Raw genomic sequence first — 13,642 nt, 5'->3', positions numbered from 1 at the left:
CCCGGCGGCACTCACACCGCCCGCGGACACCCCGTTCCGATCCGGCTGTGGGTCCTCGCTCGCGGGCAACGCTGTCGACGGTGAAAGGCCTTGACCTGGCCTGTGAGCCCTGCCTGGAGCTGGGTGAGCGTGGCAAGTGTTCGCCAGGGCTCACAAATCCCGGTTTGGGGGTGCGGGACTTCAGCGGGCCGTACCGCTCGCCGGTCCCGTCCGCCGCCGGGCGACACGAGCAGCCGCGATCCGCGCGCCTCGGGTGCCGCGCCAATTGATGCGCTGACACCACATTGATGACCGTAACCCACCCATGAGGGAGGACGAGCTCCTCCCGGGGCTCACGCGGTTCGCGCCTTGTTCACCTGCGCCCGGCGGCGGTCCCATCGGACCGCTTCGAGTAGTCGCCGCCCCCGGTCACACGTCTTCGTGATCGGGGGCGGCGGGAGGTGAACCGCAATGTCCCGCACCCCACAGCACACTCTCCGAATCCCGCGAGTCGTTCGTCTCGCACTCCGTGCGGCCGTTCCGCTGGTCGGTATCGGCCTGTCACTCGCCCTCCCGGCCGCCGCGTCTGCCGATCCGGGCGGCGCCGTCTACCTGGCGGCGAACTCGCTGCCGGTGGTGATCGCCAATCTGCAGGCCTGGGTCATGGGCATCCTGGCCGCTATCGCCACCCTCTTCCTCGTCCTGGCCGGCGTGTACTGGGCCACCGCCGGTGGTGACCCGTCGCAGGTCGAGAAAGGCAAGCTCGCCCTGCGCAACGCGTTGATCGGCTACGGCCTGGCCGTCCTCGCGCCGATCTTGCTGCAGGTCGTCCAGGGCATCGTCGGGGGCTGATCGTCGTGGGATGGGTCCTCGACCAGGTTCTTGATTGGCTCACCACGGCGATCCTGGCCTGCCTCAACGCGATCTTCGACCTCATCACCGGCATCCTGCTCACCACACCGAAGGTCACCGTGCTGCCGCAGGTACAGGCGCTCACCGGCCGGTCGGTCTGGATCGTGGACACCGTCTTCGTGTTGGCCTTCGTCGCCGCCGGCGTGCTCGTCATGGTCGCCGGCGGCGACGAACAGTCCCGCTACACAGTCAAGGACCTCCTACCGCGGCTGGTCGTCGGGTTCACCGCCGCGCACTTCTCCCAGTTGGCCTGCGACCAGCTCATCGATGTAGCCAACGCCCTGACCGCGGCGATCAGCGAGGGCGGCTACGACGGCGACGGCGCGTTCACCGCGATCCGTACCCACCTCGCGGCGGCACAGGACCGCACCGTCCCGTTGTTGTTCCTGGTCCTGATCCTGCTCATCACCGTCCTGGTCGTGACGGCGGCGTTCCAGCTGATCGGCCGGTTCGTGGCGCTGCTGGTGATGACGAGCATCGCGCCGCTGGCGCTGGCCTGCCACGCGCTGCCGCAGACCGACGGCCTCGCCCGGCTGTGGTGGCGCGCCTACGCCGGATGCCTGGCGATCCCCGTAGCGCAGGCGTTCTTCCTCACCGCGGGGCAGCAGACACTGCTCGACCCGGCGACCATGCTGTCCGTGTTCGGCCTGCCCGTCGACCCGGGCGGCACGCTGAACCTCCTGGTCGTGGTGGTGCTGCTCTGGACCACCGTCAAGATCCCCACACTGTTGGCCCGCTGGGCGGGCCAGACCGGACGTAGCACGAGCACCATGCTCGGCGCGGTGGTCCGCGTCGTCGTGGTGCAGCAGCTCGCCCGCACCGTCCCCGGCCTGAGCACCCTTCGGAGGACCATCAGATGACCCGACCTGATCCCGAAGCGCCGATGAGGGCGCGGATGCCGGCCGACGTCGACGCCCCCGACAAGGTGGCCTACGGGCTGACGTTCCACCAGCTGGCGATCGTCGCCGCCGGTGCGCTGCTGTTCTACGCCGCGTGGCGCACGCTGCACGATGTCGTGCCGGCGCCGGTGTTCATCGGCGCAGGCGTGGTGCTCGGCGGGCTGGTCATCGGCCTGGCGCTGGGCCGCCGCGACGGCCTGTCGCTGGATGTGTGGCTGCTGCACGCGATCCGCCACACGCGCACCCCCCGGTCGCTGTCGAACGCCAGCGTCGCGGCGGACACCGGGACGCCGGATTGGGTCGAGACCCCCACCAGCGGCCGGGTGCCGCTGCCAGCGCCGTTGCGGCTGCCCGCCGACGCCATCGACGACGACGGGGAAATCAGCCTCGGTGACGCGCGGGCGGCGATCGTCGGCACCACCACGGTGAACCTCGCGCTGCGCACACCCGGCGAACAGGCGGCCCTGATCGAGGGGTGGGGGCGGTGGCTCAACAGCCTGTCGACGCCGACGCAGATCGTCGTGTCCGCGCAACCGGTTGACCTGGCCTCCCACAGCCGGGCTCTCGCCGCCGCCGTGGACGCCCAGCCGCATCCGCGGCTGCGCGCGGCGTGCGCCGATCACGCGGAGTTCCTCGGCGACCTCGCCGCCCGGCGGGACCCGCTGCGTCGGCAGGTCCTGGTCGTCACCCGCACGGCGGCCGGCGAGCGCGCGCATGCCGCGCGGCGGCGAGCCGATGACACGGTGCGGGCGTTGGCCGGCCTCGGCGTCAGTCCGCGGGTGCTGGACGGCTCGGCGGTCACCGCCGCCCTGGCCGGCGCCGCCGACCCGTACCGGCCACCGCAGCCTGGCCGCCTGGCCGCGCCCGACGCCGTCATCACCGCCGCTGCCCCCACCCGCAGGACAAGGAGCCAACGATGATCAGGAAGAGACGGTCCGGCGACGACGGCGCACAGCCGCGGCCGGGCTCGCTGGCGTCGGCGGTCGCGCCGGCCGCCGTCGAGGTCACGCCCCGGTGGCTGCGCGTGGGCGACGGCTTCGCCGCGACCCTCGCCGTGACGGGCTACCCGGCCGAGGTCGGCCCGGCGTGGCTGGAGCCGCTGCTGTCCTGGCCGGGCCGGCTCGACCTCGCGTTGCACATCGAGCCGCTGCCGGCCCCGATCGCCGCCGACCGGCTCCGCAAACAACGAGCACGGCTGGAGTCCTCCCGGCGGACCGACTCCGAACGCGGCAAGCTCGCCGACCCCTACGTCGACGCCGCCGCCCACGACGCCGGAGACCTGGCCGAGCGACTGGCCCGAGGAGCGGCGAAACTGTTCCGCGTCGGCCTGTACCTGAGCGTGCACGCCCGCACCGAAGACGAACTCCTGCAGGCGTGCGCGCAGGTCCGGGCCGCCGCCGCGTCCACCCTTCTGGAGGTGCAGCCCGCGACATGGCGGCAGCTTCCCGGCTGGACCACCACCCTGCCCCTCGCCTGCGATGGGCTGCGGATGCTGCGCACCATGGACACCCAGGCACTCGCCGCCGCCTTCCCCTTGTCGAGCCCGGACCTGCCCGCACCGCTGCCCGGCGACCCGCCGGCCACCGGCGGTGTCCTCTACGGCATCAACCCGGCCAGCGCCGGCATCGTCTGGTGGGACCGCTGGACGCAGGAGAACCACAACTCGATCGTCCTGGCCCGCTCCGGAGCCGGGAAGTCGTACTTCGTGAAGCTGGAGATCCTGCGCAACCTCTACCAGGGTGTCCAGGTCGCGGTGGTGGACCCCGAGGACGAGTACCTACGCCTCGTTGACGCGGTCGGCGGCAGCATCGTCCGGTTGGGGATGCCCGGCGTGAAGATCAACCCCCTGGATTTGCCCGTCGGCGACCGGCGACCCGACACGCTGACCCGCCGCGCTCTGTTCCTGCACACCCTGGTCAGCGTGCTGCTCGTCCACCAGCCTCCACCGGCGGAGCGCGCCGCGCTGGACCGGGCCATCCTCGCCGTCTACCGGGCCGCCGGGATCACCGCCGACCCGGCCACGCACCACCGGCCCGCGCCGCTGCTGCGCGACCTGGCCGCCACGCTACGCGCCGACGACGACCCGGCCGCCGCGACGCTGGCCGCCAGGCTCGCACCGTGGGTGCAGGGCAGCTTCGCCGACCTGTTCGACGCACCCACCACCCATGCCCCGGTTGGCCACCTGGTCGTGTGGTCGCTGCGGCACCTGCCCGACGAACTGCGCACCGTCGGCACCCTGCTCGCGCTGGACTCGATCTGGCGCACCGTCGACGCCCCACAACGCCCGTCGCGGCGGCGGCTCGTGGTGGTCGACGAGGCGTGGCTGCTGATGCGCGACGGCGAAGGCGCCCGCTTCCTGTTCCGCATGTCGAAGGCGGCACGTAAGCGCAACGCCGGGCTGACCGTCATCACCCAGGACGCCGCCGACGTGCTGAGCACCGACCTCGGCCAGGCGGTGGTGTCCAACGCCTCCACCCAGGTGCTGCTGCGGCAGGCGCCGCAGGCCATCGACGCCGTCGGCGAGGCGTTCGGGCTCACCGACGGTGAACGGCGGCTGCTGCTCTCGACCCGCCGCGGCCAAGGGCTGCTGATCTCCGGGGCGAGCAGGACCAGCTTCGAGTCGATCGCCTCCAACGCGGAGCACGCCCTGTGCACCACTGATCCGGTCGAGCTGGCCGACCTCGACGAAGAGGAGGGCGATCTGTGACACCACCGACCGAAGTCCTCAACTCAGCGCTCGCGTCACCGCCACCGGCTCCCAGCCCCACCATCGGGCCGGGCTCCGGCCCCATCCCGCCCCCTACCGGAGCAGCGGCCGTGCTGCTCGACGCCGCCGTGTGGGCCACACAGCGGCCGTGGCTGGCGGCTGTCGCCGCCGGCGGGCTGATCGTGTGGATCGCGGCCCGCAACCTGGTCGAGATCTGGCGGCACCGCCACCACGCCCGTGGCGCGCGCCTCGTGACGATCGCGCCGCCGCCGGAGGTTGACCCGCACAGCGCGCCAGCGTTGTGGGCGAACCTGGCCGGCGTGCTGACTCCGTCACGGCGGCGGCGCTTGCTCTACGGTGCCCCGCACGTCGTGTGGCAGTACACGTGGTCCGGCCGGCACCTGCTCATCTCGATCTGGGTTCCCGGCACCGTCCCTGCGGGAGCGGTCGAGGCCGCGGTGCGGGCAGCGTGGCCCAGCTCGGCCACCACCACCGACGACAACCCCCCGCCGCCAATCCCCCTGGACGCCCACCCCGCAGCCGGCGGGCACCTGCTACCCGTGTACGCGGAGTGGCTGCCGCTGGCCACCGACCACGACACCGACCCGCTGCGCCCGCTGATGGCCGCCGGCGCGCAGCTCAAACCCCGCGAGTACGCCTGCGTGCAGATCCTCGCCCGCCCGGCCACACCCCGACGGGCGGCACGGGCCCGCCGCGCGGCCGGGCGGCTCCGGGCCGGCACCACCGCCGTCCCGGCGATCAACCCGGCCGCGCCGGTGCGGTGGCTGCTGGACGCATTCCTGCCCGGCAGCGGCGGCACCGGCCGCGCTACGGCGCCCGTGTCCCGGCGGGATCCCATCGTGGAGCGCGACGTCCGGGCGATCCTGGACAAGACAGCGCACCCGCTGTGGCAGACCGGAATCCGCTACGCCGTCGCCACCACCAACCGGCGCCCCGGCGCCGACCCGACCGGCCGGCTGCGGGGCATCGCCGACACCCTCGCCTCGGCGTTCGCCATCCACACCGGCCGCAACCGGCTCACCCACCGCGCCCGCATGCGAGCACCGGTGGCCGTCCTCGCCGCACGCCGCCTCGGCCCCGGATTCCTCACTTCCGCCCCGGAACTCGCCGCCCTCGCGGCCCTACCGCAGGACCTCGCCGTGCCCGGCCTCGACCGGGCGCGGGCCGCGTCCATGCCGGCACCGGTCGCCGTCCCCGGCGGCGGCCGTGGGGTGAAGATGCTCGGCGACGCCGAAATCGGTGGCCACAGTGTCGGGCTGACGGTGGCAGACGCGAGGTATCACCTGCATGTGATCGGTTCCACGGGCTCCGGCAAGACCACCCTGCTGGTCAACATGGCCCTCGACGACATCAACGCCGGCTGCGGCACCGTCGTCATCGACCCGCACGGCGACCTCGTCCTGGACATCCTCGACCGGCTCCCCGCCACCGTCGCCGACCGCGTCGTGCTCTTCGACCCCGACCAGGACAACCCGCCGACACTGAACCCCCTCGAAGGCGACGACCCCGACCTGGTCGTCGACAACCTCGTGTCGATCTTCGGGAACATCTTCGCCAAGGCGTGGGGACCGCGGATGGACGACGTCATGCGGGTGGCCTGCCTGACCCTGCTGCGCCACAACAACGTCACCCTGCAACACATCCCCCCGCTGCTCAACAGCCCCCAGTTCCGCTCGGCGATGACGGTGGACCTGGACGACCCGGCCGGGCTCAGCGGCTTCTGGCAGTGGTACGACAGCCTCAACGACAGCCTCCGCTCCCAGGTCATCGGACCGGTCCTCGCCCGGCTGCGCGCGTTCCTGCTGCGCGACTTCGTCAAACGCACCATGCGCTACCCCAAATCGAGCTTCGACATGGGCCGCGTCCTCGACGGCGGCGTGCTGCTCGTCCGCATCCCGAAGGGTGTGCTCGGCGAGGACACCAGCCGGCTGCTCGGCTCCCTGATCCTCGCGCAGGTGTGGCAGGCCACGACCGCTCGCGCCGGCACGCATCCCGACCGGCGCCGCGACGCGACCCTGATCATCGACGAGGCCCAGAACTTCCTGACCCTGGCCAACTCCCTGGACACGATGCTCGCCGAAGCCCGCAAGTACCGACTGTCACTCGTGCTCGCCCACCAGGACCTCGCCCAATTCCCCCGCGACCTGCTCGCCGCAGCATCGGCCAACGCCCGCAACAAGATCTACTTCACCGTCGCGCCGGAAGACGCCAAGGTGCTGTCCCGGCACACCCTGCCGGAACTGGGTGAGCACGATCTCGCTCACCTCGACGCGTACACCGCCGCCGCGCGGCTGGTCGTCAACGGCCGCCAGACCCCGGCGTTCACGATGAAGACTCGGCCGCCGAAGCCGGTCGTCGGCGAGGCGACCGTCATCCGCCAGGCCGCCGCCGCGGCGGTACCGAGCCAGGACACCAGCGCTGTCGACGCCCTCGTCGAACGGCTCAGCCGCAAGCCCGACGACCGTCGATCCCGCCCGAAGAGCGACCGGAGCTAACTGTCTCTGTCAGACGGTGGCGTCGCCCGGGTCGCGCACCGGCTCACCATCGGGATCGTCACCGGTGACCGCCGGGCATCCGCAGCACAGTGCTGACCTGGGCTGTCAGTGCCGCACACACGCCGTGACAGGCCCTCCGCACCGACCTCCCTCGTCCCAGACACCCCTCCCGATCGGGAGGGAACCCCATCCTGCCCAGGAGCAACCGTCGTGTACTCCCGTGTACCCCCCGCCTCCCGCAACCCCGATCCCCTAGCCGTCTTCGGTCGCATCGTCCCCCGCGACCACGCCCTGCTGGCTCTGCTCGCCGAGCACTACCTGCTGTCCACCGACCAAATCACCAGCGCCCTCTTCGACACCCGGCGCACCGCCCAACGGCGGCTGACGATCCTGCACCGCCTCGACGTGCTGCACCGCTTCGGCCGCAGCGGCGCCCACGGCCGGTACGGGTCACTGCTCTACACCCTCGGCCCCGTCGGACTGCAGCTACACCCGACCGTCTACCACGACCCCACCGGCACCGGCGGCAAGGCGCCGCGCAGCTCCCTGGAGCGGGCCAAGCGGATCGCCGCCAGCGGCCAGGTCAACCACCTGCTCGGCGTCAACCAGTTCTTCACCGACCTCATCGCCACCGCCCGCCACACACCCGAGACCCACCTGTCGCGCTGGTGGTCCGAGCAGCACGCCACCACCGTCTACGCCCAAGCGGGCATCCGCCCCGACGGGCACGGCGTGTGGACCGTCGGCGACACCTCGACCGGCTTCTTCGTCGAGCACGACAACGACACCGAGAACCTCGCCCGGGTCGTGGCCAAGCTGCGCGGCTACGAACGCCTCACCACCTTCGGTCCCCGCTACCCCGTGCTGTTCTGGGTCCCCAGCCGGCGCCGCGAGGCCAGCCTCCTCGGGGTGCTCGCCGGACTGCGCACCGCCAGCCCGATCGCGACCGCCGTGCACGGCCCCGACCCGGCGGGTCGGGTGTGGACTCTCGTCTCGGACCCTACCCACCGGCGGTACCTGCACGAGCTGCCCTGCAACCACGGCCCCGACACGGCCACCAACCCACAGCGCTTCGACCACCTGGAGAAATCGAACCGTAGGCCATCTGACTACCAGTAATAGTCCGCAGTCCGCTCGATAACTAGCACCGACCCCCAGCCTGCTGGACGGCTGCCGTCCCTGCGGTTGCAATCTTCGGTTAGGGATTCGCCAGACCCAGGCCGAACTTGGCTTGGCGAGAACAGGTCCGCCGCTCTATTGCCTCGCGGTTGAGCCGCACGAGGTCAAGGTCGTCGTCGACACGACGCTCGAGCACGGCGGCTCCGGCACACTCTGCGCCTCGCCGATCCCGGCCGGACGCCCCGAGCGCAAAGCTTGAGGTCCCAGGCTGGACTCGCAGGGTTCCGGCCACGTCATGGACGTCGCCGGAACTCACGGATCAGGTTTTTCAGCCGCCGCGACCGCGATTCGTCACTGAGCACCCAGCACAATGCCAGGACCGGGCCCACCGCGGCCATGGCAACCATGATCAGTGCGGGCCATTCGATCAAGGCAGCGGTACCGGCGGCAGCGCTGCCCAGCCCGGCCAGCCATCTACGCATGGACGACCGCCCGTGCACCTGCGAGGGCGATCGTCAACTCGACGTTGTCCAGCAGCCAGTGCTGGTGGCCGGCGGCGCAGAAATCTGCGCAGTGGTGATCAAGCTTCACGACCACATCGTGACATTGGCATTTGCGCAGGTCAAAGGACTGAAAACTACGTTGGCAGATTGGCAAGAAGTCGATTGCTGAGGGCGCACATCACGGAGGCAGATTGCTGACAGTACGATCCCGGATGGGTAACATCTCGACGCTGGCAGGAAGTAATTAGGAAAGAACTACTAGGACCCCGTGTACGCCATGTACCCCGGAACCGCTGTTCTCCCGTCTACAAAGGTGGGTCCATTGTCAAGATCTTCTGCAGCGGCGGTCACAGCGGATAGCCGGAGGCTGCTGAAGCAACTCATCAGCCGATCGAGCCGGACCAGCGGTGTCCAGTTTCCGCCCGCATTTCTTCGGGACGACGACGGGCTCGATCCACCCCTCTCCCGGATCCTGCGCGGAGGGCAGGGCGGCGACGTGCGACTCAAGCTCTATCTGACGATGACCCTGCTCGCGGCCAGACATCCGCACGACATCCGCGGCATTCCGGCCGCTACGTGGGCACATGTGTTGGGGCTACCCGAACCCAAAGTCAACGGTGCGCGGCGCATCGGTGACGCCCTGGACTTCCTGGCCGGGATGAAACTCATCGGGATCGCTGGAGGACAAGGCAGGCCGCGGAACGTCCTGCTCCGCGACCCGAGCGGCAACGGCACGACCTACAGTTGGCGCGGCAACAGATACATCAGCATGCCGCTCGGCTTCTGGGCCAACGAGTGGATCTACCGGCTGACCGGATCGAGCGTCGCACTCCTCCTGGTTCTGCGCGACATGCGTAGCAACCGACAGCCCTCGGATGCGCCCTGGCTGACCACGGACCAGAAACGGCGCTACGGCCTCTCCGAGGCGACCTGGACCCGTGCGACCAAAGAACTGACCAACAACGGCCTGCTCATTGTTCGACGCAGGCCACAGGGTAGAGACTTCGACTACCGACGACTCCGCAACACTTACTGGGTGTCCACGGAGCGGCTGGACGATTCAACCTCGCCACCGGCGACGCCACCGCAAGAGTGACCGCCGGCTGGGCTGCCGAGCAGATCACACTTGCCAGGCGGCCATGGAGATCGATGTCTTCGCGACTGCTCCGGGCTCGGTCGCAATCCCTTGCCGGGGCAAGGTCTGATGCCAAATCCGTGGGAATCAGCGGCAAACCACCGCTGGCACAGCATGAGGCTAGACAACGGCGGCACCCAAGCCTGGCGCCAGCTACACAGATGTGCCGACGGTCGTCGATGTCTGTCAGCCAATGGGATCATTTGTGAGAGTCGTGAAGTCCCACAGCGCCCGCGCCGACGGCGACTCCATACTGGCCAGAGTGCCTCACAGCGCAGGTCAATCCCACTTTCCAGCGATCAACTAGTCGGATCGGCCTGACAGAACAGGCCGCTACCGTTCACGGCACAACACCACCTCATAAATCTCCACCCCGGTCCGGTCCCACCCCGGAACCACCGCCGCACCGACCGGTGCGCCTCGCCCACCCGCCCCTCCCGGGACCGGTCGGCGCCGCGCCGCGCGGCGACCCCAGGTCGCACCGCACCAACCCGCACCCACACCTCTCCCGCAACCGACCCACGCACCCAGTGGGCCGGTCATCTGCGCGCGCCCTGACGCGCCACCCCCAAGGAGGACGATTCATGCCCAAGAACCCGACCAGGAAGGCCACCTCGCCGGCTACCACACCGACGGCAACGATCCGCACCATGATCGTCTGCGTGCCGGGCGACCTGCCCCGCGAGTCCCTGACCGCACACCAGCTCGACCGCAACTTCGGCGTGCAGGGCACGCTGTCGCCCCGCTTCTGGGCCAGCCCCGCCCTACATCTGTGGCAGCGCAGCCAGATGTTCGGACTGCGCAAGGGCCGCCCGGCCTACTGCGCCGGCGGACCAGCGCGACTGCTCGATCTGACCGGCATGCGCCAAGCCGCCGGTGTCGGGGCGGGCATCCGCCACCAACTGTTCAGCCGCGCCGTGCACGGCACCCGCAACGCCACTCCGTGGCACGTCTACGAGGCCCGCCACCTGGCGGACCCGCAGCAGTACCCGTGGGACACGGCCGTCGCGGACTTCACCCATCAGCCCCGTGTCAACGCCATCCGGATGCACAACGCCGCCACCTACGGCGCCGGGCAGATCCGCCTCAGCGAACTGGAGATGTACCAGGCCGGCTGCATGGCCTACCAGCACCACAGCGCCCTTACCGCCCTCGCGGGCGATGCGCTGATCACCGCCGAAGGGGCGAAGCTGGCCCCGGCCAGCGACGCCATGGCCGACCGGGTGACCTACCTCGAACAGGCCAACCGGCTGCTCGCCGGCATCGACCCCGACCAGCGACTGCTCGCGGTCGCGCTCTGACAGAGCCAGCCAATGGAGACACGCCCGACGGGCCCGTCATGGTCCTGATCGACGAGGTCGAGCGCCTCGCCGCCGCCTGCGTCCGCGCCCCGCGCCGCAGCGTCGCGAACCGCTAGCCATCCACGCGCACCTCATCGCACAGCTTCAGGTTGCCACAGGCACTGCCGCAAACGCCCTGCTCACCATCCTGGCGACCGGCTCACGTGTCGGCAGATACCCGCGAGCCGCCGCATCTCGCCCCGGCGCGCCAGCCGCTCCTGGCAGGGGCGCTGACAGCGCTGCCGGCCAGCGAGACGGCCGCCCTTTCCCTCTTGCGCGTAAGCCGGCGAGCGCCGGCCACAACCCCTACGCACCGCACCGAGCCGTCGGCGACCAGGCCCTGGTCGCCGTCATCACCCTGTCTGAAGGGACACCGCTCCATGATTCAACTACCGATCTGCCCCGTCTGCGATGAGCCGGTGGCAGACCAACCCGCCACGCACTGGACCAACGCCTACCGCGGGGGCATCCCGTGGTGGCACCTGGCGGACAACAGCCCCATCTGCGCGGCTGCCGACGGCCAACACTCCCAGCCGGCCCTCGTCGCCGACCCGCTTCCGGTCGACAGTCAGACCAACACCTGGCTCGACGAGATGAGCCGCCTGTTCGCCGTCGACGGTCCCTACGACCCCGCCCGTCTGGGCAGTGCCATCACCGCCGCCGAGCACCTCAGCCGCTGGCTGTACACGGCCACCGGACCGTTCAGCGCGCTGCTCACCCTGCCGGCACCCTCCGACGCCGCATCCCTGATCGGGCACCTGCACCGCAGCACCCGGCTGCTCGCCCGGGTGCACGCGCAGACCGGGTCCTACCTCCTCGACCAGGCCCGCCAGGCACACCTCGCCAGCCTCGATGACAGCGAAGGGCGCAGCGAGGTCATCGACGCCGTCGACGACATCCGCGCATGTTTGCAGGACGCGGCCGACTCGCTCGCCCAGTCGGCGCAGGCGTCAGGGATGGCTTGGTCCAGCGCCCGCACGGTCGCGGCCGCGAGTCACCTCGGCGCCTCCTCCACCGCTGGCGATATTGACCCGTAGGAGGGCCAGCAGTGACGAGTCCTGACTACACGCCGCGTCAGGGCAGTGCAGCCGTCTTCTCCGGTCGGTGGCTGCGCTACGAACCGGTCCCTGGCTTCCACCGGTACCACGAGGGATACCTCGCGACGGTGACCGGTTGGTGGAACGGCAGCTTCGAACTCGCCCTCGACCACGAGGCCGTGACCGCCCTTACCCAGACGTTCGCCGCTATGGCCACCTACGTCGGCGATGACTGGCGCACCGTCGGCTTCGACGGACACACCCTCACCATCGCCCGTCCGGTGTCCCTCGGCGGCGGCGTCCACCTCGTCGAGCCCACCGGCGGGCGGTACCGGATCGGCTGGGGCCTGCCGTGGTTACCGGTCGACCCGAGCCGCTGCGACCGCGTCTTCGGCCAGCCATAGCCGCACCGCCCCACCAGCACGGGGCTTGGCAGGCCCGAGCGTCGATGGCATCCCGAGATCCGGTCACCGCACTTGATCACGAGGCGCCATCGAAGCGTGCATCAGTGCACGCCCCCATCCAGGCAGACGCAACAACAGCCACAGGGAGGACTCATGGACAACCCCACCGATCAGACCGCGGCGCCCAGCGCCCTCGACAAGGTCGCCGCCGCTCTGGCAGCACTTGGCCAGGACACGGCCGCCGCGATCGCGCAGCGCGCCGGCGTCGGCTACTCGACGGCCACCAAACGACTTCGCACCCTGGCGGAGGCAGGCCAGGCCGAACCGTTGCGCGCCGACGACGGCCCCACGCTCTGGCGGCACCTGCCGAACACGGCGACCAGCACCGACAGCGGCGACCCGCAGGCGACCACGACCGACGCCAGGCGCGACCCGCCGCCCGCACTGACGGACGACAACGCGGACGAGGCTCACGGACCGGACGAGGCCCCCGGACCGGTAGAGGAGGCGGACACCGCCATGGCGGCGGGACCGGACGACGAGTCGACCAGTCTCCAGCCGGACGACGAACGCCGACCAACGCCGGACAGCGACGCGGGCCCAGCCCTACAGGACCAACCCGCCAAGCCGGACCACGCCCCCGACGCACCGACCACAACGGAGGCGAGCGAGGCTTCCCCGGCCGACGCCGAGAATCCGCCCGCAGCCGACGCGTCTGGTCAGACAGAACCCCGGCTCAGTCTGGACCCGACAGGCAGCGACGAACCCATTGCGCCCAGCAGCCCGTCCGAGGCACCAAGCGCGTCAGGCAGCGGGAAGCCGCGCCGGTCCAAGGGCAGCCTGCGCGGGGCCATCCTCGACGTGCTCGAAGCCCACCCCGGCCAGCCGTTCAAGACCAGCCAACTGTGCAAGGCCATCGACCAGGCGAACGAGGGCACCGACTCGGCCAAGGCCAGCGCGGGCGCGGTCGTCAACGCCGTGCACAAGCTCGTCACCGACGGTGTCGCCGTTCAGGTCGCCGAGAAGCCGGCGACGTTCCAACTCGCCCCGGCGACCACCTAGCAGACCCCATACCGCTGGTAGCCCGGGGC

Annotated in this window: 12 protein-coding genes; all 12 read left to right on the top strand. The window is 70.7% G+C overall.

The window, feature by feature from the left end; translation table 11 throughout:
* Window positions 1–450: 450 nt before the first annotated feature.
* On the top strand, window positions 451–831 hold the full coding sequence (locus OHB44_RS10085) for a pilin (RefSeq protein ID WP_330440534.1): 381 nt from the start codon (window positions 451–453) through the stop codon (window positions 829–831).
* 5 nt (window positions 832–836) lie between these two features.
* Window positions 837–1,751: a conjugal transfer protein TrbL family protein gene (locus OHB44_RS10080; RefSeq protein WP_330440533.1), complete on the top strand. Its 915-nt coding sequence runs from the start codon at window positions 837–839 to the stop codon at window positions 1,749–1,751.
* Window positions 1,752–1,786: 35 nt separating this feature from the next.
* Window positions 1,787–2,710 carry a PrgI family protein gene (locus tag OHB44_RS10075; protein ID WP_330441211.1) on the top strand — a complete coding sequence of 308 codons (924 nt, stop codon included), beginning with the start codon at window positions 1,787–1,789 and terminating at the stop codon, window positions 2,708–2,710.
* On the top strand, window positions 2,707–4,497 hold the full coding sequence (locus OHB44_RS10070) for a VirB4 family type IV secretion system protein (protein WP_330440532.1): 1,791 nt from the start codon (window positions 2,707–2,709) through the stop codon (window positions 4,495–4,497). The genes OHB44_RS10075 and OHB44_RS10070 overlap by 4 nt, the downstream gene beginning before the upstream one ends.
* Window positions 4,494–7,013 (top strand): type IV secretory system conjugative DNA transfer family protein, encoded by a 2,520-nt coding sequence (locus OHB44_RS10065; RefSeq protein ID WP_442932662.1) that lies wholly within the window; start codon window positions 4,494–4,496, stop codon window positions 7,011–7,013. The genes OHB44_RS10070 and OHB44_RS10065 overlap by 4 nt, the downstream gene beginning before the upstream one ends.
* A 210-nt stretch (window positions 7,014–7,223) precedes the next feature.
* Window positions 7,224–8,132 carry a replication-relaxation family protein gene (locus OHB44_RS10060; RefSeq protein ID WP_330440531.1) on the top strand — a complete coding sequence of 303 codons (909 nt, stop codon included), beginning with the start codon at window positions 7,224–7,226 and terminating at the stop codon, window positions 8,130–8,132.
* A gap of 396 nt (window positions 8,133–8,528) precedes the next feature.
* Window positions 8,529–8,804, top strand: a complete 276-nt coding sequence (locus OHB44_RS10055) for a hypothetical protein (RefSeq protein WP_330440529.1) — start codon at window positions 8,529–8,531, stop codon at window positions 8,802–8,804.
* 153 nt (window positions 8,805–8,957) lie between these two features.
* Window positions 8,958–9,731, top strand: coding sequence for a hypothetical protein (locus OHB44_RS10050; RefSeq protein WP_330440527.1), 774 nt, complete (start codon window positions 8,958–8,960; stop codon window positions 9,729–9,731).
* 623 nt (window positions 9,732–10,354) lie between these two features.
* Window positions 10,355–11,071 (top strand): hypothetical protein, encoded by a 717-nt coding sequence (locus OHB44_RS10045; RefSeq protein WP_330440526.1) that lies wholly within the window; start codon window positions 10,355–10,357, stop codon window positions 11,069–11,071.
* A gap of 458 nt (window positions 11,072–11,529) precedes the next feature.
* Window positions 11,530–12,147 (top strand): hypothetical protein, encoded by a 618-nt coding sequence (locus tag OHB44_RS10040; RefSeq protein ID WP_330440525.1) that lies wholly within the window; start codon window positions 11,530–11,532, stop codon window positions 12,145–12,147.
* Between the two features lie 11 nt (window positions 12,148–12,158).
* Window positions 12,159–12,551 (top strand): hypothetical protein, encoded by a 393-nt coding sequence (locus OHB44_RS10035; protein ID WP_330440524.1) that lies wholly within the window; start codon window positions 12,159–12,161, stop codon window positions 12,549–12,551.
* 153 nt (window positions 12,552–12,704) lie between these two features.
* Window positions 12,705–13,613, top strand: a complete 909-nt coding sequence (locus OHB44_RS10030; RefSeq protein WP_330440522.1) for a MarR family transcriptional regulator — start codon at window positions 12,705–12,707, stop codon at window positions 13,611–13,613.
* The last annotated feature ends 29 nt before the right edge of the window (window positions 13,614–13,642 follow it).

The organism is Micromonospora sp. NBC_00821 (assembly GCF_036347035.1).
In the GTDB taxonomy this organism is placed as follows: domain Bacteria; phylum Actinomycetota; class Actinomycetes; order Mycobacteriales; family Micromonosporaceae; genus Micromonospora; species Micromonospora hortensis.
Note: the sequence above shows the minus strand (reverse complement) of the source record. Positions and strands in the feature narration are given on the sequence as shown.

Coding starts and splice junctions, on each gene's coding strand:
- OHB44_RS10070 (WP_330440532.1), top strand. CDS start 2,707: ATGATCAGGAAGAGACGGTCCGGCGACGACGGCGCACAGCCGCGGCCG.
- OHB44_RS10045 (WP_330440526.1), top strand. CDS start 10,355: ATGCCCAAGAACCCGACCAGGAAGGCCACCTCGCCGGCTACCACACCG.
- OHB44_RS10075 (WP_330441211.1), top strand. CDS start 1,787: ATGCCGGCCGACGTCGACGCCCCCGACAAGGTGGCCTACGGGCTGACG.
- OHB44_RS10055 (WP_330440529.1), top strand. CDS start 8,529: ATGGCAACCATGATCAGTGCGGGCCATTCGATCAAGGCAGCGGTACCG.
- OHB44_RS10030 (WP_330440522.1), top strand. CDS start 12,705: ATGGACAACCCCACCGATCAGACCGCGGCGCCCAGCGCCCTCGACAAG.
- OHB44_RS10085 (WP_330440534.1), top strand. CDS start 451: ATGTCCCGCACCCCACAGCACACTCTCCGAATCCCGCGAGTCGTTCGT.